Origin of the sequence: Microbacterium sp. UBA3486 (assembly GCF_002377845.1) — a bacterium.
Taxonomy (GTDB): Bacteria; Actinomycetota; Actinomycetes; order Actinomycetales; family Microbacteriaceae; genus Microbacterium; species Microbacterium maritypicum_A.
Genome location: NZ_DFQP01000039.1, coordinates 79,514 through 105,289, shown reverse-complemented (window position 1 = coordinate 105,289; position 25,776 = coordinate 79,514). Strand labels below are relative to the sequence as shown.

Below are 25,776 nucleotides of genomic sequence, written 5' to 3'. Positions count from 1 at the left end.
CTGTGCCGATCAGATCAGGCGGCGATGTGCGAGACCAGGAACCAGCGGTCCTTCTCGAGGCCGCGCTGGATCTCGATCGCGACGTCCTGGCTGGTGAGGTCGACCTCGTCGAGGCCGTCGACGGCGGCCTTGACGTCGACGAGGATCGCGTCGATGTCAGAGATGACGGCGCGGATCAGTTCGTCCGACTGGGCGAAGCCGGCCGCGACGGAGGTGGTTCCCGCCTTGTCGGCGACTGCGTTGACGCGAGCGTCGATCGGCAGACCGAGCGCGACGATCCGCTCTGCGGCGGTGTCTGCGAAGTCACCGGCGTGAGCGACGATCGTGTCGAGCAACTCGTGGACGCCGATGAAGTTGGCGCCGCGGACATGCCAGTGTGCCTGCTTGCCGTTGATCGTCAGCGCCTGGAGGCCGAGCACGACAGGGGAGAGGAACTGGGCCGCCCCTGCAGCCACGGTCGGGTCGATGGCGGTGGTGGAAACGGTCTGTGCCTTGCTCATCTTGTGCTCCTCTGGAACGGGTTCTCGTATCTGATGAAGACAACGCTACTCAGCCTCATACATTCCGCAAGCAAGCTGAGGCTCGGCTCACTTCCGCGTGATTCCGGGGAAGTGAGGGTAGTCTCGCCTCATGAGCATCGCGTCCGGAGCCTCTGTCCTCGCCCTGCCGAACAGCACACCGTCGATCGACGCGACGGCTTTCGTCGCAGACGGGGCGCGCATCATCGGTGAAGTCTCCCTCGCCGCCGGTTCCAGCGTCTGGTACAACGCCGTGCTTCGTGGCGACTCGGCCGGGATCGTCATCGGTCCCGGCTCGAACGTGCAGGACAACGTCTCGGTGCATGTGGATGCCGGACACCCGGTCGTGATCGGTGCCAAGGTATCGGTCGGACACAATGCGGTCGTCCATGGCTGCACGATCGGCGACGGCACGCTGGTCGGCATGGGATCGGTGATCCTCAGCGGTGCGGTGATCGGTGAAGGCTGCCTCGTCGCCGGAGGCGCCGTCGTACTCGGCGGGACGGAGATCCCCGCCGGTTCCCTCGTCGCCGGTGTTCCCGCGAAGGTGCGTCGGGCACTCAGTGACGAGGAGCGTGCGGGACTCATCGCCAACGCCGACATCTATCTGGGGCACTCGCAGACGCACTCATCGGCTACCTCGGCCTGAGGGCCCCGGCCGCTAGGCTGGGAGGAGTACGGGGCGGTGGCCAAGCTGGTTAAGGCAGTGGGCTCATAACCCAACGATCGCGGGTTCAAGTCCCGCCCGCCCTACTCCTCAGCCACGACCGCTCCCGGGTTCCCTCCGCCCGAGCAACAGCCGGCATTGCCGCGGCGAGACGAACGGATCCAACCGCTGCATCTTGAGCGGCCCGTCGCTGAGCTGGAGCACATCGCGGACGAGCTGGGCGTGAACGTCGCAGACGAGTGCCTGATCCTCCGCCAACAGCCCTTGATAGCGGCACGGAGCCAAGTCGAAGCGCAGCGCCGCTTCATCGACGACGGGGTCCAGACCGGCGTCGTCGAGGTGTTCGTAGAGGACGTCGACCTGACGCAGGGCGTCCTCCTCGAGCGCAGTCGGGGCATCGTCCGTCACGGCTCGGAGCATCCGCCCCCGCTTGCTCGCCCCGTCGACGCGCGAGCGCGTGACGGTGTTCGATGTCACTTCGCGCACAGGATGGAAGACGACGGACGGACGCCCTCGACCGCCGGACCTTCGTGTCTCACTGCGGATCAGCCCCTCGTCCTCCAACACCCGCAGATGATCCCGGACGGTGTTCAGCGGGATGCCGCTCTCCTCGGCGAGCGCGCCGGCGCGCCGGCCGGGCGCCTGTTGTATGGCGTGCAGCAGCTGGAGTCGACGCGGCTGAGTGAGTCCTCGGAAGTCATGGGCGCGACGGGGCATGTGGCGAGGATAGGCGGGCGCGAACAGTCCTGGGCTCCTTTCCACCGGAAATAACCCGGTGAAAGACCCGGCGCGTACCCTCGCCGCGGGAAAGGGTGGGAGAACCATGACGATGAAGAGAAGGGAAGTCATGAAACTCTCAACGGAGTCCGAGGCGGTCGTGCGTGCGACCGCGGGAGTCGTCGCGCAGCATGCGGACGAGATCACGACGCTGTTCTACCGCGAGATGTTCGCCGCACATCCGGAACTGCTCCGTGTGTTCAATCGTGCAAACCAGGCGATAGGCGAGCAGCCCAAGGCGCTGGCCGCATCGGTGGTTGCGTTCGCCGTCCACCTCATCGACCCCGAGGCCCCCGATTTCACGCCCGTCATGCGCCGGATCGCTCACAAGCACGTCTCCCTGGGCATACAGGCACGCCAGTACACGATCGTCGGGCACCACCTCCTCGACGCTGTCCAGACGGTCCTGGGCGATGCCGTCACCCCCGAGATCAGAGCCGCCTGGGACGAGGTCTATTGGCTCTTCGGATGCTCGCTCATCGCGGAGGAGGCGAAGCTCTACGCGCAGGGCGGAACCGATCCCGAGCAGCCGTGGCGCACACACCGCGTCGTGGAGCGCGTGGTGGAGTCCGACGACGTCATCTCCCTCCTCCTCGCTCCCGTGGAGGGGGCAGTGGCCTCGCACCGCACCGGCCAGTACGTCGCCATCGCCGTCGACCTGCCGGATGGCTCCCGACAGCCACGCCAATACACGATCTCCTCCGGGCCGCGAGGCGATTCGCTGCGGGTGACGGTGAAGCGGGTACGCGGTGAGGGCGGCCTGCCCGACGGCCTGGTGTCGACCTGGCTGCATGAGCACGCGCATCCCGGAACAGTGCTCGACGTATCGCAGCCGGCAGGCGATGTCGTGCTCGACGACGACGAGCACCCGCTGATCCTGGTGTCGGCGGGTATCGGCATCACTCCGATCGCTGCGATCGTCGAGGACCTGTCGCGACGTTCTCCCGGCCGCACTGTGCGGCTCTTCCATGCGGACCGCGCCCACGACACGCACGCGCTGTATCCCTCACTTCGTCGTCAGGTGCTCGCGATGGACGACGCCAGGGCACAGAACTGGTACGCGAAGGACGCAGACGGGGCCCCGACCCTGCATCCCGCTCTTCCGGGCAGGATGGACCTCACCGATGTGGAGCTGCCGGACGACGCGGTCGTGTTCATGTGCGGACCGCTCGAGTTCATGCGGAACGCGAGAGCGACCCTTCTGCGCCGAGGAGTGCCTGCTGAGCGGATCGCCTACGAGGTCTTCGGCCCCGATCTCTGGCTGCAGCAGCCCGCGACCGACGCCGCCTGAGGTCTCCGCACACAGGAGGGGAGGGGAACGGGCGCGCGGATGTCAAGCCCCTCCTCGGCGGTGCCGCACCACGCCATGCTTTCGATGTGCGGCACCGCGCCGCAGAACGGGAGGCACCATGAGCATCGGCAGCGGAATCGCGCTCTTCGTGATCGGGGCGATCCTCGTCTTCGCGATCAACGTCGACGTTCCCTGGGTCGACCTCGACATGGTCGGCTACATCCTGATGGGGGCCGGCGTGGTCGTCTTCCTCATCGGCATCGTGCTGCTCGCACGTCGGCGTCGCACCGAGACGGTGTCGCGCACCTTCGTCGATCCCGCCACCGGAGAGCCGACGACGCGTCGCTCCGTGAGCACCAGCGGCGACGAAGCGGTGTGAGCCCAGCCGCTGACGGCGTCCAGCTCGGAGGGTGTCGGGCGCCGTCAGTCGGCGGTGACGCTCTCGAGATGTTCCTCGACGAGCGTGATGCCACCGCTCGAACTCGCGGAATGAGCCAGCTCTTCGATCCACCTTCTGCTCAGCTCCGGCGTCTGTGCGTCCTGGAAGACGAAGCGGAGCGGGATCGAGGGATGCAGCCACAGGGTGGAACGTCCGGGCGCATCGCCGTCCGGGTGCCGCCACGAGAGGGTGAAGCTCTCGTTACGACGGAGCTTGGTGGCGATGACCACTTTGAGATGCGCGAGCGCGCGGTCATCGATGTGGATGGGAGTCTTCGCGTCGCCGTAGTAGAGGCTTCCCATCAGCGTGGGGACGATTCGTGGGGGTGGCGCGCGTGGACCATGGTTCTCCTCGGGGGCGTGCTCGCAGGACCGAGGTCCGGGACACTCGAACTCTAACCGCAGATCGCTCCGACGCCCCGCGCTCGCCCCCGACCCGCCGAGCGACGCGAAGAGAATATTCGTTCCCTGTCAGGTCGATGGCAGTGCGGGCGTCATCCCGTACGCCTCGCGGTAGGCCGAAGCGAACCGCGAGGAGTTGCTGAAGCCCCACCGTCGAGCGACCTCGCCGACCGAGCGACCCCGACCGTTGCGGAGATCACGATGGGCGCCGTCGAGGCGCGCCCGACGCAGAGCATCCGCAGGCGTGATATCGAGCGCGCGCCGGAACGCGTATTGCAGACCGCGAGTGGAGATGTAGGACGCGGCCGCGACGTCGTCGATGGTGATCGCCAGATGCGCGTTCGCATCGATGTAGGCGAGCGCTCGGCGAACGGCCGCCGGTGCACCGGCGCGCTGCGCCGGGCGCCGCAGCGATTCGGAGAATGTGGTCGGGAACGCCGAAAGCGTGATCATCAGGGCATGGCGTTCGAGCTCGGCGACGAGCAGATCGTCTGCGATCCCGTCCCGCAGGGACTGGTCGAGGTAGGCGAACATCCGCTCCCACCGTTGGGAATCCATGACGGAGTGCGGCGCGAGTCCGGTCGTGCGAAGCTCTCGCCGATCGTCGCCCGTGATCTGCCGCGCTCTGCTCTGCGCGGCCTGATGGTCGAAGACGATGGCGCGAACGCGAGCCGACCGGTCCCATCTGGCCTCGACCTCAGTGCGGTCGGACATCCAGACGGTCTCGGCGTCCAAGGAAGCGCGCCCCGACCAGACGCGCGCGTCCGGGGCGTCCACACGGCACACGAGCAACTGATCCTGCGGCTCGGCCCGCGAATGCACCTGAGCGGAAAGGCGATAGTCGACGAACGACGCGGTCTCGAGTTCCTCGGATCGCCAGTCGAATCGAAAGATCCGCGGATCAGCATTCTGCAGAGAGGCCGAGGGAACGAACTGCTGCCACGTGGACTCGACCCGTTCGAGATCGACGGACGTGAACTGCATGGGCTGCTCCTCGTGCTTCGCGCCCTGATCCCACTCGAGGGCGCACCATCTGGAGCGTATCCCACGACACCTGATTCCGAGCCGAGGAGCAGCGACGCACGTCACTCCACGATGGGGCCGGCGTGCCGCACCGGCCAGCGTCCATCGAGCATGTCATCGGGTTCCAGACGTCCGATGCTCACGAAGTACTCGGTGAGGTTGGCTGCCTGAGAGCGGGCCCAGCCGATCTGGTGCGTGTGGAGCTGTACCGGATTCTCGGGGAGACGGAACTGACGGGCGAGCGCCTGCGCCACGCGCCCGGCGGCGATCGCATCCGCAGACGCTTCGTGGGCGCCCTCCAACGGGACGGCGTAGTGCGCCGCGACCACCTCGAGCGTGCGTCGACCGCGCCGGTAGCGGTCATACGCCTTGTCGATGACGAGCGGATCGATCACCGGTGCGGGGTCGGTGAGCGGGTCGACCCCGTGCCGAGCGGCTTCGCAGGCGAGCAGCGAGAAGTCGAACGACGCGTTGTATGCGACGACCGGCACACCCTGCCGGAACAGGGACCGCAGGGCAGCAGTCACTTCGGCGACCACCTCAGGGACGGGCCGCCCGTGGGCTCGCGCGTGCGCCGTCGTGATCCCGTGCACCGCGGTTGCGCCGTCGGGGATCGGCACACCGGGGTCCGCAAGCCACGAACGGGCCGCGACCTGTCTGCCATCGGCGTCGAGGATACCGACGTAGGCGGTCACCACGCGGTCCGACTCGACGTCGACTCCGGTCGTTTCCAGATCGAACACCCCGACACGGGTGAGCCAGGCAGGAAGCGGGGGACCGGCTGGCATGGCTTCACGCTATGGTCGGCCGCGGACATTCAGGAGAAGGCGCACGGCGACTCGTAGACTCTGAGGATGACCGTGCCTTCCCCGTATGCGGACCGTCTTCGTCGTCTGCCCGTGCAACGCCACGAGGTCGAGGTGCGCGGGGCGACCACGGCGTACTGGGCGTACGGACCCGAAGACGCCGAGACGACCGTCGTCGCGGTGCACGGCTTCCGGGGCGAGCACCATGGCCTCGAACCGGTGCTCGCATACCTCCCCGAGGTGCGGGTGATCGCGCCCGACCTTCCGGGCTTCGGTGAGACGGCCCCGCTGCCGGGACGCCGTCACGATCTCGACGAATACGCCGGATGGCTCACCGACTTCGCCACCGAGGTCGCACCCGGCGCGGTCATCCTCGGCCACTCCTTCGGGTCGATCGTGACGGCCGCGGCGGTGGCCCGCGGATTGCAGACTCCGCGCCTGATCCTCGTGAACCCCATCGGTGCCCCCGCGCTCGAGGGACCCAAGGGGCTCATGACGCGCCTGGCCGTGTTCTACTACGCCCTCGGCGCCCGGCTCCCGGAGAATCTCGGAACCGCGCTGCTGCGCAATCGGATCATCGTGCGGGTCATGAGCATCACGATGGCCAAGACGAAGGACCCCGAGCTCCGGCGGTTCATCCACGACCAGCACGACACCTACTTCTCCCGGTTCTCCGATCGTGATGTGCTCCGCGATGCCTTCGTCGCGAGCGTCTCGCACGACGTCCGCGAGTTCGCGCCCGACATCGACGTTCCGACGCTCCTGGTGGCAGCTGAACGCGACGACATCACGCCGATCGAAGCGGAGCGGAAGCTGGCGACGCTCTTCCCGGACGCCGGGTTGGTCGAGATCGCCCACGTCGGGCATCTGATCCACTACGAGACGCCGGCGGAGGCCGCAGGGGCGATCCGGCGCTTCCTCAGGATTCCCGTCGTGCGAGGCCGATGAGGCCGGCCACACGGAACGGGATCACCTCGCCCATGGCGAGTGAGGTCTCGGTGCGTTCCACTCCCTCGATCGACAGGATGCGCGCGTCGGTGTCGAAGAGGTGACGCGCGTCGCGACAGGCCACGCGTGCGAGCAGATCGATCGATCCGCTGAGCCCATGCGCCTGCACTACTTCGGGAATCCGGGCGAGTTCGTTGATGATGCGAGGAAGCTCCGTCTGGCGGACGCCGATGCTCACGAACGCCTGCAACGGGAATCCGAGCACATCGGGCGAGAAGGATCTCTCGTAGGACAGGAAGATCCCGCTCTGCTCGAGACGTGCCATCCGCGCCTGGATCGTGTTGCGGGACAGGCCCAGGCTCTCCGCAAGCGCGACGATCGTGGTCCTCGGGTCGTCAGCGAGTGCGGCGAGAAGCTCGAGATCGATGCGGTCCAGTCCTGGCATAGTGCCAAACCTTAGCAGGAGCCTTCCGTGCCAAATTGAGCAACATGCTCAAGCCCTTTCAGAATGCTTGAGCGAGGTGTTGAGCAGACGTACTCTCAGACCATGCCGGTGATGACGCTGGCATCAGTGCGCGGAGCCTCACGAGGGCCGCCGAGGACGAGGAGGACGACGATGTCACCGCAGATCACCCCCATCGCAGACACCGCCCAGGATCTGGAGCTCTCGGAGCGCATCCTGAATCCGGACGGCGGTCGCATCGCGAACCCTCGGCTGGATCCCTTCGTCGCCGACGTCGACGGTGCGCAACTGCGTTCGCTACTGCGGGACATGGTCATCCTTCGGCGGATCGATGCCGAAGGCGTCGCCCTGCAGCGGCAGGGACAGCTCGGCCTCTGGGCCCCCTGCCAGGGGCAGGAGGCGACCCAGATCGGCACGGCACGCGCCATCGCGCCGGAGGACTACGTGTTCCCGAGCTACCGGGAGACCGGGGTCATCTACGCGCGCGGCGCCCAGCCGGGCGACTATGTGCGCATGTGGCGCGGCGAGGAGGGCGCCGCGTACGATCCGGCCGCACTCGGGGTCGCGCCCTTGCAGATCATCATCGGTGCCCAGACACTGCACGCCGTCGGCTATGCCTTGGGCATCCAGCACGATGGCGCCAAGGAAGTCGCGGTGACGTACTTCGGCGACGGTGCCACCAGTCAGGGCGATGTCAACGAGGCGATGATCTTCGCCGCCTCGTACCAGGCTCCCGTTGTCTTCGTCTGCCAGAACAACCACTGGGCGATCTCAGAGCCCGTCTCCGTGCAGTCGCAGTATCCGATCGCCGGACGGGCCCCCGGGTTCGGTATCCCCAGCGTCCGCGTCGACGGCAACGATGTGCTCGCCTGCATGGCTGCCATGCGCTGGGCCCTCGATCATGCACGTGCCGGCAAGGGGCCCGCCTACATCGAGGCGGTCACGTATCGAATGGGGCCGCACACCACGGCCGATGACCCGACGCGCTACCGTGACCAGGACGAACTCGAATCCTGGCGCCGACGCGATCCGATCGCACGGTTGGAAGCCCACCTGCGCGCCACGGGAGATCTGACCGACGAGCACCTCGCCGAGACCCAGGCGGCAGCAGACGTGGTGGCGAAGGAGATGCGCGCCGCATGCCTCGGCATGGTCACGCGCCCGCCCCTCGCGGTCTTCGACGGCGTCTACGCCGAACCGCACACCGGGCTCGAGCGTCAGCGTGGTGAGTACGCCGCGTACCTCGCCTCCTTCGAGGGCGAGGCCGGCGCATGACCGAACTGACCCTCGGTAAGGCGCTCGGCGCGGGACTGCGTCAGGCGATGCGCGACGACGACAAGGTGGTGCTGCTCGGAGAGGACATCGGGAAACTCGGTGGCGTCTTCCGCATCACCGACGGGCTGCTCGACGAGTTCGGCGCAGCGCGGGTGATCGACACTCCGCTCGCGGAGTCGGGCATCGTCGGAACAGCCGTGGGCCTGGCGTTCCGCGGTTATCGACCGGTGGTCGAGATCCAGTTCGACGGCTTCGTGTACCCCGCGTTCGACCAGATCGTCGCTCAGGTCGCGAAGCTGCACTACCGCACCCAGGGCCGGGTGAAGATGCCGATCACCATCCGCATCCCGTGGGCAGGAGGCATCGGCGCCGCCGAGCATCACTCGGAGTCCCCGGAGGCCTACTTCGTGCACACGGCCGGTCTGCGCGTGATCGCGGTCTCGAACCCGGAGGACGCGTACCGCAGCCTGCGACAGGCGATCGCCTCCGACGATCCGGTGATCTTCTTCGAGCCGAAACGCCTGTACCACCACAAGGGCGATGTCGACCTGGAGGCGCCGCTCGCGGACGCAGCGCCCATGGGACTCGCGCGCGTCGTGCGAACCGGGAACGACGCGACCCTGATCACCTACGGGGCGATGGTCTCCACGGCGCTTCAGGCGGCCGACGCGGCAGCGGACGAGGGCGTCTCTCTCGAGGTCATCGACCTCCGCTCGCTCTCACCGGTGGACTACGACTCGGTCGCCGCCTCGGTGCGCAAGACGGGACGCGTGGTCGTCGCCCACGAGGCCTCTCGCGAGGCCGGCGTCGCAGCCGAGGTGATCGCGAGCATCACGGAGCGCTGCTTCGAGTACCTCGAGTCCGCGCCGTTGCGCGTCACCGGACACGACGTCCCCTACCCGCCCGCGAAGCTCGAGAAGTATCACCTTCCCGATCTCGATCGGCTGCTCGATGCCGTCGACCGGGTGCTGGACCGGCCGAACAGTCTGACGGGAGCAGGGGCATGATCGCGGAGTTCCGCCTTCCGGACCTCGGAGAGGGGCTGACCGAAGCCGAGGTGGTGACCTGGCTCGTCGCCCCCGGCGACGCGGTCTCGCTCAACCAGACTCTCGCGGAGGTGGAGACGGCGAAAGCGATCGTCGAGCTGCCCTCGCCCTATGAGGGCACGGTATCGGCCCTGCACGCCGAGGCCGGCCAGACGATCGCCGTCGGTGCTCCGCTGATCGCCTTCGATGTGGTGGGGGAGGACGAGGATGGGCCCGCGCCCGCGTCGGATTCCGAGGAGAAGGCGCAGCCGAACCTCGTCGGCTACGGTGCCGCCCCCACGACCGCCGGCCGCCCTGCGCGGCGGGCACGGCGCATCGGAGCCACCCCGGCACCGGTCGACACGGCCGTTCTCGAGGCCGCACCGCATGACGCCAGCCCCTCGGCAGCCGTGGATGCGGTCATCGAACGGCCGCGCTCCACCCCGCCCGTGCGCGCTCATGCCAAGCGTCTCGGCATCGATCTCGTGCTTGTCGCCGCCGACGTGGGGGATCGAGTCATCACCCGCCGCGACGTCGACGCATACGCAGAGCGGATCGCCGCTCGCACGCCGCGTGCCGACGACCTGTCGTCGACGCCCACCCCGTCGACCGCGTCAGTTCTCACAGACGCGGAGCGAGAGACCCGCATCCCCATCCGCGGCGTGCGCAAGCACACGGCGGCGGCGATGGTGCAGAGTGCGTTCACGGCCCCCCATGTCACGGTCTTCCATACGGTCGACGTGACCGCGACGATGGACCTGTTGTCGACTCTTCGCGACGATCGCGCCCTCAGCGCACACCGGATCGGCCCGCTCGCGGTGGTCGCGAAGGCCGTCTGTCTCGCTCTGGGCCGCACGCCCGGGCTCAACTCGCGTTGGGACGAGGCTGCCGGGGAGATCGTCCAGCACAACTACGTCGACCTGGGGATCGCCGCCGCGACGGATCGGGGCCTCATCGTCCCGATGATCCGTGATGCGGAGCAGTTGACCCTGGTCGGTCTCGCGGATGCCGTGAAGTCGCTGGCCGAGGTCGCCCGTGCGGGGAAGACCTCGCCGGCGGAACTCGCGGGCGGCACGTTCTCGATCTCGAACATCGGAGTCTTCGGCGTCGATGCCGGCACACCCATCCTGCCCCCGGGGCAATCCGGGATCCTGGCCGTCGGAGCAGTGCGTCGTCAGCCCTGGGAGCACCACGGCGAGATCGCCCTGCGGCAGATGATGACCCTCAGCCTCTCGTTCGATCACCGTCTGGTCGACGGAGCCGAGGGGGCGAGCTTCCTCAAGGATGTCGCCGACATCCTCGAAGAGCCCGGACGGGCGATGCTGCTCAGGTAGTCGCGCGCAGAGCCGCGTCCGCCATCGCGATCAGTACGGTCGCGGTGGCGGAATGCCGCCTGGCGGCGGCGCGGGTGCTGTGCGGAGTCGAGTTGATGAGCCCGAAGCACGCCTGCACGCGCAACCGCAGCTCATCCTGATCCGCGCCGCCGCCCGGCGTCGCATGCAACGGCGACAATGCTGCCATCCACAACTCGATGTACGCGCGCTGGAGGCGGCGGACCTCGGCCCGGTCCGTGTCGGAGAGGAACGCGACATCACGATCCTGCACCTGGATGACCTCGGCATTGCCCAGCGCGAACTCGACATGGAAGCCGATCAGCGCACGCATCCGCTCGTCGGGGGTCGGAGTTTCCTCGGAGACCTGCCGTCCACCGCGGATCAGATCCTGACTCACCTTGACGAGCACGGCTCCGAGCAGCGCCTGCTTGCCGGCGAAGTGACGGTAGACGGCCGGTCCGGATACGCCGACGGCAGCGCCGATGTCCTCCAGGCTCACGCCGCTGTATCCACGCGCGGCGAAGAGACGCGCGGCAGCGTGCAGGATCGCATCCGACCGTTCAGCCTTGGCGCGGTCTCGGGCGGTGACCGGGCTTGTCATCTCAGTTAATCCTCGCTAACCTGAATCAACGGGTTAGTGAACACTAACCGAAAGTGCATGCACAGCGCCAGGGCCCGCCCTCGCGGACGTGGGTCGAGGAGGACATCACGATGCCGGCAACCCAGGAGTCTCTCGCGCAAGACCTGCGAGACCGCCTCGCGACCGCGGCTCGCGGCGGACCGGAGGCGTCCCGCGAACGCCACGTCGCGCGCGGCAAACTGCTCCCGCGGGACCGCGTCGCTCGGGTGCTCGATGAAGGCAGCCCGTTCCTGGAAGTCGCCCCCCTCGCGGCCGACGGCCTGTACGGGGGAGAGGCGCCCGGTGCCGGGGTGATCGCCGGGATCGGACTCATCCACGGTCGCCACGTCATGGTGGTCTGCAACGACGCGACGGTGAAGGGCGGCACGTACTACCCCCTCACGGTCAAGAAGCACCTGCGTGCGCAGGAGATCGCCCTCGAGAATCGCCTGCCTTGTTTGTACCTGGTCGACTCGGGAGGCGCCTTCCTCCCGATGCAGGACGAGGTCTTCCCGGATCGGGAGCATTTCGGCCGGATCTTCTTCAACCAGGCGCGTATGTCCGCCGAAGGGATCCCTCAGCTCGCTGCAGTTCTCGGTTCCTGCACGGCGGGTGGCGCCTATGTCCCCGCCATGAGCGACGAGACCGTGATCGTCCGCGGCCAGGGAACGATCTTCCTCGGGGGGCCGCCCCTGGTGAAGGCCGCGATCGGCGAGATCGTGACCGCAGAGGAACTGGGCGGGGGAGAACTGCACGCACGACGCAGCGGTGTGGTCGACCATCTCGCGGAAGACGACGAGCACGCCCTCGAGATCCTGCGCGATATCGTCGCCACGCTCCCCGCACCCGCAGCTCCGGCCTGGGACGTGGCGCCCAGCCGACCGCCGTCCGAGTCCTCCAGCCTCTACGACGCGGTTCCCGTCGACGTGAATGCCGCGTACGACGTGCACGAGGTCATCTCACGCCTCGTCGACGGCGACACGTTCCTCGAGTTCAAGCCCGAGTACGGCACGACCCTGGTCACCGGTTTCGCCCGACTCCACGGTCATCCCATCGGCATCGTCGCGAACAACGGCGTGCTCTTCAGCGAGTCCGCGCTCAAGGGCGCCCACTTCATCGAGCTGTGCGACCAGCGCGGGATCCCGCTGTTGTTCCTGCAGAACATCACCGGGTTCATGGTCGGCTCCGACGCCGAGGCCGGAGGCATCGCGAAGGACGGCGCGAAGATGGTCACTGCGGTCGCAAGCTCACGGGTGCCGAAGCTCACGGTCATCATCGGCGGTTCTTTCGGGGCCGGCAACTACTCCATGTGCGGCCGTGCCTACTCGCCCCGCTTTCTGTGGACGTGGCCTGCGAGCCGCATCTCCGTGATGGGCGGCGCGCAGGCGGCGTCGGTGCTCGCCACCGTCAAAGAGGATCAGCTGACCGCGCGCGGCGATGCCTGGAGCGGCGAGGACCGTGCGGCGTTCGAGGCTCCGATCCGTGAGCAGTACGAACACCAGGGCGAGCCCTATTACGCCACAGCCCGACTCTGGGACGACGGGATCGTCGACCCTGCACAGACCCGCGACCTCCTGGGGCTCTCCCTCGACGTCATCTCCCGCAGCCCGCTGCCCGAACCGCGCTTCGGCGTCTTCCGGATGTGAGTGTCTTGTCCATGACCACGACGTCGTCGTCGAACACCGTCTCCTTCCACACCGTTCTCGTCGCCAACCGCGGGGAGATCGCCCGACGGGTGATCCGCACCCTGCGCACGCTCGGCATCCGCAGCGTCGCCGTCTACAGCGACGCCGACGTCGCGGCACCCCACGTGCGAGAGGCCGATGTCGCCGTGAGAATCGGCCCGGCACCGGCTGCGGAGTCGTACCTCGACATCGATGCCGTCATCGCGGCGGCTCGGCGCAGCGGCGCGCAAGCCATCCACCCCGGCTACGGATTCCTCTCCGAGAGCGTCGGACTCGCCGAGGCCTGCGCCGAGAGCGGCATCGTCTTCATCGGCCCGTCGGTGGAGGCCCTGCAGATCATGGGCGACAAGGCACGCGCTCGCGAGCACGTCCTGCGTTTCGGCGTTCCGGTCGTCCCCGGTTTCGACGCCAAAGGCCTGTCCGACGTCGAGATCGCCGAAGAGGCGGAGAACGTCGGATACCCACTGCTGGTCAAGCCCAGCGCCGGCGGAGGCGGCAAGGGCATGGAGGTCGTCGCCGACTCGACGGGGCTGCGCTCTGCGCTCGCCTCGGCCCGGCGCGTGGCGGCCGCGGCGTTCGGCGATGATGCGCTCATTCTCGAACGCCTGATCAGACGTCCGCGGCACATCGAGGTGCAGGTCTTCGGAGACGCGCACGGTACGGTCATCGCGCTCGGGGAGCGGGAGTGCACGCTGCAGCGACGGCACCAAAAGGTCGTCGAGGAGGCGCCGTCGGCAGGCATCCCCCCACACACCCGGGAGCGACTGCTCTCAGCCGCCGTGCTGGCGGCTGAGAGCGTCGAATACATCGGGGCCGGCACGGTCGAGTTCCTCATCGACGCCGATGCGCCGGACGAGGTGTTCTTCATCGAGATGAACACCCGCCTCCAGGTGGAGCATCCGGTCACCGAGGAGGTCACCGGACTCGATCTCGTCGCCCTTCAACTCCGCGCGGCCGATGGGCTTCCGCTGGATGTCTCGCCGCGTCTGCGCGGTCACGCTGTGGAGGCGCGCGTGTATGCGGAATCGCCCGAGCGCGGATTCCTCCCCTCCACCGGGAACGTGCTGTTGTTCGAACCGCCCGTCGGTGTGCGCGTCGACGCGGCGATCGAGACCGGAAGCGAGGTGACCGGGTTCTACGATCCGATGATCGCGAAGGTGATCGCCTTCGCGGACGACCGTGCCACGGCACTCGCGCGGCTCGACGAGGCGCTCGCACGCACGGTCGTGCTGGGCGTCGAGACCAACATCGCGTTCCTGCGAACTCTCTGCCGGGACGCGCGCGTGATCGCGGGGGATCTCGACACGGGACTCATCGAGACCCTGCTTCCCCTCGACGCGCAGACGCCGTCGACCGCACAGCTCGCTGCCGCGAAGGATGCCATCTCGGAGCTCCGCGCGCCGGTGCGGACCAGCCCTCTGTGGCGAGAGCTGCAGGGATGGCGCCTGGGAGCGGAGAACACGGTGGTCGCCCCGTTCGTGGCGCTCACGGATGACGATGAAGAGGTCGAGCTCCACGAGGCCCCGTCCGCACGATCTCGAGTCTCCGTGCGTGCCGCTGTCGACGGCGACGGCGCGGTCTGGGTGGCCGAGGACGGACACACGGTCCGCCTGCGTCCCCTCGACAGAAGCCAGCGGATGCGGCGTCGGCTGTCGGCGCGCGAGGCGGGATCCGGGGCGACGGAACCGGAGGGACGGGCCCCGATGCCGGGCAGCGTCGTGGCGGTTCACGCCGCGGACGGGGAGAGGGTCTCCGCCGGCGACCCGCTCGTCTCGATCGAGGCGATGAAGATGGAGCACCCGGTGCTCGCACCGCACGACGGTGTGGTGCACCTGCTGGTCGCGGTGGGCGATCAGGTGCGGCGCGACCAACCGGTCGCCCGTGTGATGACGGAGGAGAGCTGAGCATGGAAGATCTGACCGAGGAGGAGCGCGAGCTCGCCGCCATGGTGCGGGAGTTCGCAGACACGGTCGTCGCGCCGCAGGCCTATGAGGCCGACCGCACCCATACGCTCTCGATGGACGTCGTGGCGCAGATGGGCGATCTCGGTCTGTTCGGCCTGCCGTTTCCCGAGGAGTACGGGGGACAGGGCGGCGACTACATGGCGCTCGGCATCGCGATCGAGGCGCTCGGCCGCGTGGATCAGTCCATCGCGATCACGCTCGAAGCAGGGGTCAGCCTCGGCGCCATGCCGATCTTCCGCTTCGGCACCGAGGAGCAGCGCCAGGAACTGCTGCCCGATCTGCTCGCCGGACGGGCGCTGGCGGGCTTCGGCCTCACCGAGCCGGAGGCAGGCAGCGACGCCGGCGCGACCAGGACCACGGCCCGACTCGACGGCGACGAGTGGGTCATCGACGGCTCCAAGCAGTTCATCACCAACTCCGGTACCCCGATCACGCGCTTCGTCACGGTCACCGCGGTGACCGGGAACGAGGACGGTCGCAAGGAGATCTCGACGATCATCGTGCCCAACGGCACCCCGGGATTCACGGTCGAGGCCCCCTACGACAAGGTGGGCTGGAACGCCTCCGACACGCATCCGCTGACTTTCGACGGGGCGCGGGTGCCCGCCTCGAACCTGCTCGGCACACGGGGGAGCGGCTTCCGCAGCTTCCTGAGCATCCTCGACGAAGGCCGCATCGCGATCGCAGCTCTCTCGACGGGGGCGGCGGAGGGCTGCCTGGAGGCGGCGGTGGACTACGCGAAGAGCCGCACGATCTTCGGCGCTGCGTTGAGCACGCGCCAGAATGCCCAGTTCACGCTGGCACGGATGCGCGCGCGGGTTCACACCGCTCGGCTCGCCTGGCATCACGCCGCGCGGTTGCGGGATGCCGGCAAGCCGTTCGCCGAAGCGGCGGCCATCGCGAAGCTCGTCGGCGGAGAGGCCGCGATGGACAACGCCAGGGATGCGACGCAGATCTTCGGGGGAAACGGGTTCATGAACGAGTTCCCCGTCGGCCGTCATTACCGTGACTCCAAGATCCTCGAGATCGGCGAGGGCACTACCGAGGTGCAGCTCCTCGTCATCGCGCGCGGACTCGGACTTGCCGGGTAGCGTGACGGTATGACCACGCACGACATCCTGCAGCGGGGGCTGTACTACGAGGAGTTCGCGGTCGACGGCCGCTACCTGCATCGCCCTGGGCGCACGGCGACCGAGGCCGACAACGTTCTCTTCACGACGCTCACGATGAATACGCAGGCGCTGCATCTCGACGCGGCCTTCGCCGAGGCCCAGGATCCGTTCCATGCGCGGCTGATGAACTCGATGTGGACGCTGTCGACGATGGTGGGATCATCGGTCGCGCAGCTGACGCAGGGAACTCTCGTCGCGCAGCTCGGTTTCGGCGAGGTGGCTTTCCCGCATCCGCTGTTCGCCGGCGACACGCTCTACACCGAGAGCGTCGTCGTGGAGAAACGCCTCTCCTCGTCCCGACCGGGGCAGGGAATCGTGAAGATCGCGCACACCGGACGCAATCAGGACGGAACGGTGGTCGCCACTGCCGTGCGCTCGGTGTTGGTGCACTGCCTTCCGGAAGGTCCCGCCGCATGAGCTTCGACCTCGGCCCTGCTCTGCTGTTCTGCCCCGCCGATCGACCCGAGCGTTTCCTGAAGGCCGCCGAGCGCGCCGATGCGATCATCCTCGACCTCGAGGATGCGGTGCTCCCGGATGCGAAGGACGCCGCGCGCAGGAATGTCATCGAAGCCGACCTCGACCCCGGCCGCGTCGTCGTGCGCGTGAATGCCGCGGACAGCGACGCCTTCACCTCCGACCTCGCGATGCTGGCGAAGACGGACTTCCGCACCGTGATGGTGGCGAAGACGGAGAGCGCGGAGAGCCTCTCAGCGTTCGACGACCGTTACTCGCTGATCGCTCTGTGCGAGACCGCCCGTGGCGTGCACGCCGCAGACCGCATCGCCGCGCACCCACGGGTCACAGCGATGATGTGGGGGGCCGAGGATCTCGTGGCCTCCCTCGGTGGCACGTCGTCCCGGAATGCCGATGGGGCCTATCGCGACATCGCCCGCTATGCCCGCGCGCGCATCCTCCTCGAGGCTGGGGCCCGGGGCAAAGCCGCCATCGATGCCGTGCACATCGCTCTCGACGACGCCGAGGGCCTCGATCGCGAGGCGCGCGATGCCGCCGCGTCGGGCTTTCGCGCGACGGCGTGCATCCATCCCAACCAGGTGGCGGCGATCCGGGCCGCCTACCGACCCGACGAGACGACCGTGGCATGGGCGCGTGCGGTCCTCCTCGCCGCAGCAGCAGAGCGCGGTGTATTCCGGTTCGAGGGACGGATGATCGACGAACCAGTGCTCCGGCACGCGCGCTCCGTCGTCTCTCGTGCCGGCTGATCGCCGCCTCGGCTGATCGGGGCAGCAGCTAATCAGGGCAGCAGCTGATCAGAGCAGCAGCTGATCAGAGGACCGGAGATTCCTCGAGCAGCCGAAGGTATCCGGGAGCTGCCACGAACCGATGCGCCGAGCCGTTCTGAAGGACCTGGCCGTCCCGGGGGAGGGTTCCGCCGGAGACGTGGTCGATCACGGCCCGGATCACTCCGCCATGGGCGACCACGATGACCGACTCCGCGCGAGGAGCGGACCGCCGACGTGCGTCTCGGGCGATCTCGTGCAGCGCCGCGATGGCCCGTTCGCCGACCTCGTGCAGGGACTCGGCCCCGGGAACCTCCGCATGCCAATCCCCGTAGGTCCTGATGTAGTCCGGCACGAGCATGCCTTCGCCCTCGCCGAACTCGCGCTCACGGATGTCGGGGACGACTCCGGTGATCTCCAGCCCCAGCCGATCCGCGATGATCTCCGCCGTCTCCCTCGCCCGCAGCAGGGGGCTGGTGTAGACGGCGTGATGCGTACCGGCAGCGAGCCTCTCCGCCGCCCACCGCGCGTCGTCGCGCCCCGTCTCGTTCAGCGGGATGTCGGTGGAGCCTTGGATGCGCTTGGCGAGGTTCCAGTCGGTCTGACCGTGGCGGACGAGGGTGAGGTGGGTCACGAGAGGAGTTCCTGGAGTGCGGGGAGCACGTCGCTGGTGCCGGCGGCGATGGTGAGGTGCGCCCAGGCATCCGCGCGCGTCGGCTCACGGTTGACGATGATCAAGGGGATGTTGCGGCGACGGGCGCGCTCAACGAGACGCACGCCGGAGTTGACGACCAGCGAGGAACCCGCGACGATCAGTGCGGTGCTCGAGCGCAGCAGCGACTCGGCGGCACGGAAGCGGTCCTGGGGAACGTATTCGCCGAAGAAGACCACATCCGGCTTGAGCGTCCCTGCGCACACCGTGCACACCGGGACGATGAACCCCTCCGTGGTCTCAGGCAGGACGTCGCCGTCGGGAGCGAGCGCGATGTTCTCCGGCACCGTGATCCAGGGGTTGAGCTCCTCGATCTGCACGGCGACATCGCGGCGGTCGAACACCTGACCGCACTTGAGGCACAGCACGCGGCGCATCGTCCCGTGCACCTCGATCACGTGCGAGCTCCCGGCTCGCAGATGCAGACCGTCGACGTTCTGCGTGATGACTCCGGATACGGTGCCCACGGTTTCGAGTTGCGCCAGCGCGATATGTCCCGGGTTCGGCTCAGCTCGGGCGAACGCGCGCCAACCGAGATGGCTCCCGACCCAGTACCGACGCCGCGCGGCCTCATCGCCCAAGAATGTCTGGATCGTCATGGGATCGCTGCGGGTCCTGGCACCTTCACCGCGATAGGCGGGGATACCGGAATCGGTCGAGATACCGGCGCCGGTGAGAAGTGCGATGCGCTTCTCGCGCAGCAACTCGGCGGCGTGGGCGATGGTGGCCGACAGCTCGGCGGGATTCGACACGCTCACGGGACCTCCTCGAGCGAGTCTACGGTGCGGGGACGGACACGGCGCCCGCCGACGGGGCGTCAGCGCGAGAGACGCCGTGCGAGGCCTGCCCACGGACGATGGCAGAGTGGACATCGTGGAACTACTGCCTGTGACCGATGCCGACGACCCGCGTCTCGACGACTACCGCGGACTCACCGACACCGCGCTTCGTGCCCTGTCTGAGCCGTCGGGTGGTCTCTACATCGCGGAATCGACGAAGGTGATCGCCCGCGCGGTGGCGGCTGGACATCGTCCGCGTTCCGTGCTGGTCCAGGAGCGCCGGGTGGAGGACATCCGGAGGATCGTCGGCGATCTCGATGTGCCCGTGTACGTGGTGCCGGATGAGATCGCCGAGACGGTGACCGGCTTCGCGGTGCACAGGGGGACGATCGCGTCGATGCACCGCCCCGAGCTGCCGTCGGTTCACGACGTGATCCAGGGCGCGACCCTCGTGCTCATCCTCGAGAACATCGGCGACCACACCAACGTCGGAGCGGCCTTCCGTGCGGCTGCCGGGCTGGGGGCCGACGCGGTGCTGGTGTCGCCAGGGGGCGCCGACCCGCTGTACCGTCGCAGTGTCCGCGTGAGCATGGGGACCGTGTTCCAGGTGCCGTGGACGCGTATCCCCGACTGGGATTCCGCCATCGCAGACCTTCACGCCGCGGGTTTCGACATCGCGGCACTCGCGCTGCGTGACGACGCGGTGACGCTCGACACCTACGCCGCCGATCGTCCGGAACGCGTCGCACTCGTCATGGGCTCGGAGGGCGACGGCCTCTCGCGCGAGGCGATGGAGGGTGCAGACACCATCGTCACCATCCCGATGTCCGGCGGGGTCGACTCGCTCAACGTGGCATCCGCCGCCGCGGTCGCGCTCTGGTCGATGAAAGCCTGACCGCTCAGTCCTTCTCCGGAGGGGTCTGATCGAATCGGAACACCGGCGAGGGCTCCGGACGCTTCGCCGCGAGGTTGTCTCCGGATGACTGGTGCCGCAACCTCCGGAGCACCCACGGCACCAGGTGCTCGCGTGCCCAGCCGAGGTCCTCGGCGCGCGCCTCTCGCCACGTCCGCAGCGGGAACGGCTCAGGCTGCATGGCCTCGAGGTCGTTCGGCACGTTCAGCGCGCGCAGCGCCATCCGTGCCACCTCGTGGTGACCGAGGGCGTTGTAGTGCAGGCGGTCGTCGTCGAAGAACCGCATGTCCTGCACGACCTTGAGCGCCCACTGATCGGCGACGATGCAGTCATGACGCTCGGCGATCGCGCGGACGTTCTCGTTGTAGATCGCGACCTTGCCGCGGAACGCCCGGAAAACCGGCGTGAAGGCGGTGTCGATCCCGGTGAAGAGGAGCACGGCCGCTCCCGTCGAGGCCAGTCGGGCCACGGCGTCTTCGAGCTGACTCGCGATGGCATCCGGATCGGTCCCGGGGCGGATCACGTCGTTGCCGCCCGCACAGATCGACACCAGATCGGGGTGGAGCGCCACGGCCGGCTCGATCTGGTCGGCGACGATCTGTGCGATGAGTTTTCCGCGGACGGCGAGGTTCGCGTAGGCGAAATCGTCCACCTGCGAGGCGAGCACCTCCGCGACGCGGTCGGCCCAGCCGCGGTGGCTGCCGGGATGTGCGGGATCCGGGTCGCCGATGCCCTCCGTGAACGAATCGCCGATCGCGACGAAACGCCGCCACGGATGCGCGGTCTCGTTCGGAACGTAGGGGGTTCGAGTCGAATCCTGGTCGGTCATCCCGCTCTCCTTCACGAACATTCTGCCCGGCGGAGGTGACCGCTGCGCAGTGACAGAGCCTACTGCAGGCGCACGTCCGGGGGAGGGGCACGCGCGGGAACGGCGGCGAGTGATCCCGTGTCCCCGGCAGCGATTATCGTGGAGTCGATGCTCTCTCCGTCCTTTCCACAGCGTGCCCCTTGGGGCACCGCGAACAAGCTGCGCGCGTGGCAGCAGGAGGCCCTCGAACAGTACTTCGCGGCGGATCAGCGTGACTTCCTCGTGGCCGCCACCCCCGGCGCAGGGAAGACCACGTTCGCTCTCACCCTGGCGGTCGAACTCATGCGCATGGGCGAGGTCAACCGCATCATCGTGGTGGCTCCGACCGAGCATCTCAAGACGCAGTGGGCCGATGCCGCCGCGCGGGTGCACATCCGCCTCGACCCCCGTTTCCGCAACAGCGACTGGGCACCCGCCCGCCACTATCACGGCGCGGTCGTGACGTATGCGCAGGTCGCGGCGAAGTCCTCCGTGCACCGGCATCTCACGGAAGACGCGAAGACGCTGGTGATCCTCGACGAGGTCCACCACGGCGGTGATGCACTGAGCTGGGGCGACGCCATCCGCGATGCGTACGGTCCCGCCAAGCGGCGTCTCCTGCTCTCCGGAACCCCGTTCCGCAGCGACACGGCACCGATCCCGTTCGTCGAATACCACCCCGACGAATCCGGCGCGCGCATCTCTCGCACCGACTACAACTACGGCTACGGTCGTGCGCTGGCCGACGGCGTCGTCCGACCTGTCCTGTTCCACATGTATGCGGGCAAGATGCGGTGGCGCACGACGACGGGCGACGAACTCGAGACGCACCTGGGCCAGGACAACACGAAAGACGTGACTTCGCAGGCCTGGCGCACCGCGCTCGACCCCGAGGGCGACTGGATGCCGGCCGTGCTGTCGGCCGCAGACCGCCGCCTCACCGAGATCCGCCACCACGTCCCCGACGCCGGCGGTCTGGTGCTGGCGACCGATCAGACCGTCGCCCGGGCTTACGCCAAGATCCTGCACAGCATCACGGGCCAGCAGGCCACAGTCGTGCTCTCCGACGACGCGACCGCCTCGGAACGCATCGAGAAGTTCAGCGCGAATGACTCCCGGTGGATGGTGGCCGTGCGCATGGTGTCGGAGGGTGTCGACGTGCCGCGCCTCGCGGTGGGCGTGTACGCGACCTCCTCGTCGACTCCGCTGTTCTTCGCCCAAGCCATCGGTCGTTTCGTGCGGGCCCGACGCCGCGGTGAGGCCGCCAGCGTGTTCCTTCCGCAGGTCCCCGTGCTCATGGGGCTCGCGAACGAGATGGACAAGCAGCGTGACCACGCACTCGACCGGCAGTCGAAGGAGGACGACGGGCTGGAAGACTCCCTGCTCGAGAGCGCGAATCGCGAGGAGGAGACCTCGGACGCGCTGACGCAGGAGTTCAGCTATCAGGCGCTCTCGTCCGTCGCGCACTTCGATCGCGTGGTGTTCGAAGGTCAGGAGTTCGGACAGCTCGCAGAACCCGGCACACCGGAAGAGGAGGAGTTCATCGGATTCCCCGGTCTCCTCGAACCGGAACACGTCCACGAACTGCTCATGCAGCGTCAGTCCCGTCAATCGCGTCTGCGTGAAGCGCGAGAAGCCTCGACCGCACCGACCGAGACGACGACGCTGCCCCCGCCCCTGCATCGCACGCTCAAAGAGCAGCGACAGCTTCTGAACAGTCTCGTCGGACTCTACGCCCGGCAGAAGGGCGAGCCCCACGGCGCGGTGCATGCCGAGCTCCGACGGATCTGCGGAGGTCCGGCCGTCGCCCAGGCGACGGTGACCCAGCTGCAGTCGCGCATCGAGGTTCTCCGCAAACGCGTGCGTTCCTGAGGACCACAGGACCGCATGACGTCCGGCCGGTGCTTCGGATCCCCGAAATGCTGTCAATCCGCGCCTGAGCAGGGTTCCTGCGCGCCTTCAGAGCTAGCGTTGAACGGTTGCCCGCGCACCGGGCACCGTCTTTTCTGGAGGATCCATGACAGCCCCCGCCGCAGTCGAACCGACGCCAGCCGACCGCCGGCGCTGGGCGCGCTATCTCGTCGAGGAGCGTGCCGAAGGCGCCGTTTATCAGAAGCTCGCTGCACGACGAGAGGGGGAGGAGCGCGACATCCTGCTGAGTCTCGCTGACGCCGAACGCCGCCATGAGCAGCATTGGCTCGATCTTCTCGGCAGCGAGCCGAAGCGACTTCCCCGCGCCGGAGTGCGTTCGCGACTCCTCGGCTGGATGGCCGGTCGTTTCGGGTCCATCTTCGTCCTGGCTCTCGCCCAGAGCGCGGAGGCGCGTTCCCCCTACGATGCGGAGCAGTACGCCACCCCCGCGATGCGGGCTGACGAGAAGGTTCACTACGAGGTCGTGCGCGGGCTCGCGGCACGCGGCCGCAGGCGCCTCTCCGGATCCTTCCGTGCAGCCGTCTTCGGAGCGAACGACGGCCTCGTGAGCAACCTGGCGCTCGTCCTCGGCATCGGCGCGACAGGGGTGAGCTCCGGTTTCGTGCTCTTCAGCGGCATCGCTGGTCTCCTGGCCGGAGCGCTGTCCATGGGGGCGGGGGAGTTCGTCTCCGTACGATCCCAGCGCGAGCTGCTCGCAGCCACCGAGGCGAACGAAGACGCCCACGCGTCGGCCGGCGATCTCGACATCGACGAGAACGAGCTCGCGCTCGTCTACCGCGCACGGGGCATGGAGCAGGAGGAATCGCTGGCGCGCGCCCGGCGCATCGTGAGCGCAGCCCAGGCCGGGGCGCGCCGGGCCGCGACCGGTCCGGTCGACATCCAGGGCGGCGACGCACACGAGATCGTCGGCAGCGATTGGACGGCCGCGATCTCGAGCTTCCTCCTCTTCGCCTCCGGGGCGATCATCCCGGTGCTGCCCTGGATATTCGGCCTGGAGGGAACGACGGCCGTCGTCGTCGCACTCGTGCTCGTCGGCATCGCGCTCCTGAGCACCGGCGCGATGGTGGGCGTGCTCTCGGGCGGCCCGCCCCTGCGCCGCGCCCTGCGCCAACTCGCCATCGGCTTCGGCGCAGCCGCCATCACCTACCTGCTGGGCCTTCTCTTCGGAGTCAGCGCGGCGTGACCGGCAGCGACTCCTGTTCCTGCGATCGCGTGATCGCCGGAACAGGATAGCGGCCCTCGACGACGACGGAGGCGGGCTCGTACATCCGCATCACCGGACGGAGTTCTCCCGATGGAGCGGAGCCCGGTAGCTCCGGATCAAGGCGCGGCGTGTATCTCCGCTCTCCGGTGAGCTGTTCCCCGCGTCGTCGACGCACACGACGTCGGTCGTCCACACGACAACAAAGAAGGCCCCGGATCCAGGGATCCGGGGCCTTCTTCTTCCTGTGCGCGGAGGGGGACTTGAACCCCCACGCCCTTACGGGCACTACGACCTCAACGTAGCGCGTCTACCATTCCGCCACCCGCGCAGGTGTTGGATGATCGTTGCCGACCGAAGAATGACATTACCACGTCCCCGGCGGCCTCTCGAACCGAGGCGCACGCCCGGGCGTGGCGCGCGCTTTCGATAGCCTGGACCCATGACCGATCCGTCTCTTCCGGAGGTCGTCCGCATCGCGAGCGACCTGATCCGCTTCGACACCTCCAACTTCGGCGGGGGCAACGCGAAGGGCGAGCGCGAGGCCGCGCAGTATGTCGGTGCCTACCTGGAGGGGCTCGGGCTCGCGGTCGAGTACTACGAGCCGATCCCGCGCCGCACGAACGTGATGGCGAGGGTGCCGGGGCGTGACAGGGACAAGCCCGCGCTCGTCGTGCACGGCCATCTCGACGTCGTTCCCGCCATGGCGGAGGACTGGAGCGTCGACCCGTTCGCCGGCCTCGTGCGGGACGGAATGCTGTGGGGCCGTGGAGCCGTCGACATGAAGAACATGAATGCCATGATCCTCACGTCGGTGGCCGAGATCCTGCGCGCAGGCGAGCAACCGGAACGCGATCTCGTGCTGGCCTTCTTCGCCGACGAGGAGAACGGCGGTGTCGAGGGGTCAGCGCTCGTCGTGCAGAACCGCCCGGAGTGGTTCGAGGGCGCGACGGCCGCCATCAGCGAGGTCGGCGGCTACTCGATCACCGTCGATGACCGACGGGCCTATCTGCTGCAGGTGGGGGAGAAGGCCCTGATCTGGATACGGCTCGTCGCGAAGGGCCGCGCGGGCCACGGAAGCCGCCTGCACGACGACAACGCCGTCACGAAGCTCGCTGAAGCGGTCGCGGCGATCGGGCGCACCCGGTGGCCGATCCGTCTGACGTCGACGACCAGGGCCCTGCTGGAGGGCCTGAGCGACCTGACCGGGCGCAGCGTCGACGACCCCGATGCCCTCGCCGCAGCCGCGGGACCGGCCGAGGCCTTCCTGCGGTCCTCGTTCCGCACGACGACGAACCCGACAGCGCTGGCAGCGGGCTACAAGCACAATGTGATCCCGGAGCGCGCCGAGGCGCTGATCGACGTACGGGTGATCCCCGGGACCGAGGACGACGTCCTCGCCGAGCTGCAGCAGATCGTCGGAGACGAGATTGTCATCGAGACGGTCGTCCGCGACATCGGAATGGAGACGCCGTTCGAGGGCGAGCTCGTGGAGGCGATGGTCGCCAGCATCGGCCGCCACGACCCGGGGGTTCCGGTCATCCCGTATCTGCTCGGTGCCGGGACGGACAACAAGGCACTGGCATACCTGGGGATCACCGGCTACGGCTTCGCGCCGCTCAGGCTGCCTGCCGACCTCGACTTCACAGGCATGTTCCACGGAGTCGATGAGCGAGTACCCGTAGAATCGCTTGTCTTCGGCCAGCAGGTTCTGACCGATCTGCTGCGCACGTACTGAGCGCCGCGC

Annotated in this window: 26 protein-coding genes and 2 tRNA genes; 17 read left to right on the top strand and 11 right to left on the bottom strand. The window is 68.2% G+C overall.

Going from position 1 to position 25,776, the window contains the following annotated elements:
- Window positions 1-14 precede the first annotated feature (14 nt).
- Entirely contained in the window at window positions 15-500 is a 486-nt protein-coding gene (locus B2869_RS05315; RefSeq protein ID WP_021200527.1) for a Dps family protein, read from the bottom strand.
- A 130-nt stretch (window positions 501-630) separates the two neighbouring features.
- On the opposite strand from B2869_RS05315, the gene B2869_RS05310 reads away from it, so the two are divergent.
- Window positions 631-1,167: a gamma carbonic anhydrase family protein gene (locus B2869_RS05310; RefSeq protein WP_021200528.1), complete on the top strand. Its 537-nt coding sequence runs from the start codon at window positions 631-633 to the stop codon at window positions 1,165-1,167.
- Between the two features lie 30 nt (window positions 1,168-1,197).
- Window positions 1,198-1,271: transfer RNA gene (locus tag B2869_RS05305), tRNA-Ile, on the top strand.
- A 4-nt stretch (window positions 1,272-1,275) separates the two neighbouring features.
- Here B2869_RS05305 and B2869_RS05300 read toward each other — a convergent pair.
- Window positions 1,276-1,902 (bottom strand): helix-turn-helix domain-containing protein, encoded by a 627-nt coding sequence (locus tag B2869_RS05300; protein WP_292763468.1) that lies wholly within the window; start codon window positions 1,900-1,902, stop codon window positions 1,276-1,278.
- A 106-nt stretch (window positions 1,903-2,008) separates the two neighbouring features.
- On the opposite strand from B2869_RS05300, the gene B2869_RS05295 reads away from it, so the two are divergent.
- Window positions 2,009-3,253: a globin domain-containing protein gene (locus tag B2869_RS05295; protein ID WP_349678061.1), complete on the top strand. Its 1,245-nt coding sequence runs from the start codon at window positions 2,009-2,011 to the stop codon at window positions 3,251-3,253.
- A gap of 118 nt (window positions 3,254-3,371) precedes the next feature.
- The gene (locus tag B2869_RS05290) at window positions 3,372-3,632 is read left to right on the top strand and encodes a DUF6458 family protein (protein ID WP_021200531.1); all 261 of its coding nucleotides are present in this window, start codon (window positions 3,372-3,374) and stop codon (window positions 3,630-3,632) included.
- Window positions 3,633-3,676: 44 nt separating this feature from the next.
- On the opposite strand, the gene B2869_RS05285 is transcribed toward B2869_RS05290, so the two are convergent.
- The 3 genes from B2869_RS05285 to B2869_RS05275 form a co-directional block, all read right to left on the bottom strand.
- Window positions 3,677-3,994, bottom strand: coding sequence for a hypothetical protein (locus B2869_RS05285; protein ID WP_021200532.1), 318 nt, complete (start codon window positions 3,992-3,994; stop codon window positions 3,677-3,679).
- Between the two features lie 168 nt (window positions 3,995-4,162).
- Window positions 4,163-5,077, bottom strand: coding sequence for a helix-turn-helix transcriptional regulator (locus tag B2869_RS05280; protein ID WP_292763462.1), 915 nt, complete (start codon window positions 5,075-5,077; stop codon window positions 4,163-4,165).
- A 101-nt stretch (window positions 5,078-5,178) separates the two neighbouring features.
- On the bottom strand, window positions 5,179-5,904 hold the full coding sequence (locus B2869_RS05275) for a 3'-5' exonuclease (RefSeq protein WP_136024872.1): 726 nt from the start codon (window positions 5,902-5,904) through the stop codon (window positions 5,179-5,181).
- Window positions 5,905-5,970: 66 nt separating this feature from the next.
- Here B2869_RS05275 and B2869_RS05270 point away from each other — a divergent pair, with 66 nt between their 5' ends.
- Window positions 5,971-6,870: an alpha/beta fold hydrolase gene (locus B2869_RS05270; RefSeq protein WP_292763459.1), complete on the top strand. Its 900-nt coding sequence runs from the start codon at window positions 5,971-5,973 to the stop codon at window positions 6,868-6,870.
- Here B2869_RS05270 and B2869_RS05265 read toward each other — a convergent pair.
- Window positions 6,842-7,315, bottom strand: a complete 474-nt coding sequence (locus B2869_RS05265) for an Lrp/AsnC family transcriptional regulator (RefSeq protein ID WP_021200536.1) — start codon at window positions 7,313-7,315, stop codon at window positions 6,842-6,844. The two genes, B2869_RS05270 and B2869_RS05265, sit on opposite strands and share 29 nt — an antisense overlap.
- A gap of 171 nt (window positions 7,316-7,486) precedes the next feature.
- Here B2869_RS05265 and pdhA point away from each other — a divergent pair, with 171 nt between their 5' ends.
- From pdhA to B2869_RS05250, 3 genes are read left to right on the top strand one after another with little or no spacing between them, the layout of a single operon-like run.
- The gene (gene pdhA / locus B2869_RS05260) at window positions 7,487-8,608 is read left to right on the top strand and encodes a pyruvate dehydrogenase (acetyl-transferring) E1 component subunit alpha (RefSeq protein ID WP_292763457.1); all 1,122 of its coding nucleotides are present in this window, start codon (window positions 7,487-7,489) and stop codon (window positions 8,606-8,608) included.
- Window positions 8,605-9,615, top strand: coding sequence for an alpha-ketoacid dehydrogenase subunit beta (locus tag B2869_RS05255; protein ID WP_021200538.1), 1,011 nt, complete (start codon window positions 8,605-8,607; stop codon window positions 9,613-9,615). Before pdhA ends, B2869_RS05255 begins: the two co-directional genes overlap by 4 nt.
- Window positions 9,612-10,967 (top strand): dihydrolipoamide acetyltransferase family protein, encoded by a 1,356-nt coding sequence (locus B2869_RS05250; protein WP_292763454.1) that lies wholly within the window; start codon window positions 9,612-9,614, stop codon window positions 10,965-10,967. Before B2869_RS05255 ends, B2869_RS05250 begins: the two co-directional genes overlap by 4 nt.
- Here the strand turns inward: B2869_RS05250 and B2869_RS05245 are convergent.
- Window positions 10,960-11,568 (bottom strand): TetR/AcrR family transcriptional regulator, encoded by a 609-nt coding sequence (locus B2869_RS05245; RefSeq protein WP_292763452.1) that lies wholly within the window; start codon window positions 11,566-11,568, stop codon window positions 10,960-10,962. The two genes, B2869_RS05250 and B2869_RS05245, sit on opposite strands and share 8 nt — an antisense overlap.
- A 110-nt stretch (window positions 11,569-11,678) precedes the next feature.
- Between B2869_RS05245 and B2869_RS05240 the strand changes: the two genes are divergently transcribed.
- From B2869_RS05240 to B2869_RS05220, 5 genes are read left to right on the top strand one after another with little or no spacing between them, the layout of a single operon-like run.
- Entirely contained in the window at window positions 11,679-13,232 is a 1,554-nt protein-coding gene (locus B2869_RS05240; protein WP_292763451.1) for a carboxyl transferase domain-containing protein, read from the top strand.
- 11 nt (window positions 13,233-13,243) lie between these two features.
- A complete protein-coding gene (locus B2869_RS05235; RefSeq protein WP_292763448.1) occupies window positions 13,244-15,175 on the top strand; it encodes an acetyl/propionyl/methylcrotonyl-CoA carboxylase subunit alpha in 1,932 nt (643 codons plus the stop codon).
- A gap of 2 nt (window positions 15,176-15,177) precedes the next feature.
- Window positions 15,178-16,326: an acyl-CoA dehydrogenase family protein gene (locus tag B2869_RS05230; RefSeq protein WP_136024879.1), complete on the top strand. Its 1,149-nt coding sequence runs from the start codon at window positions 15,178-15,180 to the stop codon at window positions 16,324-16,326.
- A 9-nt stretch (window positions 16,327-16,335) separates the two neighbouring features.
- On the top strand, window positions 16,336-16,824 hold the full coding sequence (locus B2869_RS05225) for a MaoC family dehydratase (RefSeq protein ID WP_136024880.1): 489 nt from the start codon (window positions 16,336-16,338) through the stop codon (window positions 16,822-16,824).
- Window positions 16,821-17,627 (top strand): HpcH/HpaI aldolase/citrate lyase family protein, encoded by an 807-nt coding sequence (locus B2869_RS05220; protein ID WP_292763444.1) that lies wholly within the window; start codon window positions 16,821-16,823, stop codon window positions 17,625-17,627. The genes B2869_RS05225 and B2869_RS05220 overlap by 4 nt, the downstream gene beginning before the upstream one ends.
- Window positions 17,628-17,691: 64 nt before the next feature.
- On the opposite strand, the gene B2869_RS05215 is transcribed toward B2869_RS05220, so the two are convergent.
- Both B2869_RS05215 and B2869_RS05210 read right to left on the bottom strand, forming a co-directional pair.
- Window positions 17,692-18,279 (bottom strand): histidine phosphatase family protein, encoded by a 588-nt coding sequence (locus B2869_RS05215; protein WP_021200546.1) that lies wholly within the window; start codon window positions 18,277-18,279, stop codon window positions 17,692-17,694.
- Entirely contained in the window at window positions 18,276-19,115 is an 840-nt protein-coding gene (locus tag B2869_RS05210) for a Sir2 family NAD-dependent protein deacetylase (RefSeq protein WP_292763441.1), read from the bottom strand. The genes B2869_RS05215 and B2869_RS05210 overlap by 4 nt, the downstream gene beginning before the upstream one ends.
- Window positions 19,116-19,230: 115 nt before the next feature.
- Between B2869_RS05210 and B2869_RS05205 the strand changes: the two genes are divergently transcribed.
- On the top strand, window positions 19,231-20,031 hold the full coding sequence (locus tag B2869_RS05205) for a TrmH family RNA methyltransferase (protein WP_029259212.1): 801 nt from the start codon (window positions 19,231-19,233) through the stop codon (window positions 20,029-20,031).
- Window positions 20,032-20,035: 4 nt separating this feature from the next.
- Here the strand turns inward: B2869_RS05205 and B2869_RS05200 are convergent, their stop codons facing one another.
- The gene (locus B2869_RS05200; protein WP_292763440.1) at window positions 20,036-20,878 is read right to left on the bottom strand and encodes an SGNH/GDSL hydrolase family protein; all 843 of its coding nucleotides are present in this window, start codon (window positions 20,876-20,878) and stop codon (window positions 20,036-20,038) included.
- A 147-nt stretch (window positions 20,879-21,025) separates the two neighbouring features.
- On the opposite strand from B2869_RS05200, the gene B2869_RS05195 reads away from it, so the two are divergent.
- The gene (locus B2869_RS05195) at window positions 21,026-22,768 is read left to right on the top strand and encodes a DEAD/DEAH box helicase (protein WP_021200550.1); all 1,743 of its coding nucleotides are present in this window, start codon (window positions 21,026-21,028) and stop codon (window positions 22,766-22,768) included.
- A gap of 145 nt (window positions 22,769-22,913) precedes the next feature.
- Window positions 22,914-24,011 (top strand): VIT1/CCC1 transporter family protein, encoded by a 1,098-nt coding sequence (locus B2869_RS05190; RefSeq protein WP_021200551.1) that lies wholly within the window; start codon window positions 22,914-22,916, stop codon window positions 24,009-24,011.
- Window positions 24,012-24,277: 266 nt separating this feature from the next.
- Here the strand turns inward: B2869_RS05190 and B2869_RS05185 are convergent.
- Window positions 24,278-24,360: transfer RNA gene (locus B2869_RS05185), tRNA-Leu, on the bottom strand.
- Window positions 24,361-24,471: 111 nt separating this feature from the next.
- Between B2869_RS05185 and B2869_RS05180 the strand changes: the two genes are divergently transcribed.
- Complete coding sequence (locus tag B2869_RS05180; protein ID WP_029259215.1) at window positions 24,472-25,767, top strand: M20/M25/M40 family metallo-hydrolase; 1,296 nt, start codon at window positions 24,472-24,474, stop codon at window positions 25,765-25,767.
- Window positions 25,768-25,776 lie beyond the last annotated feature (9 nt).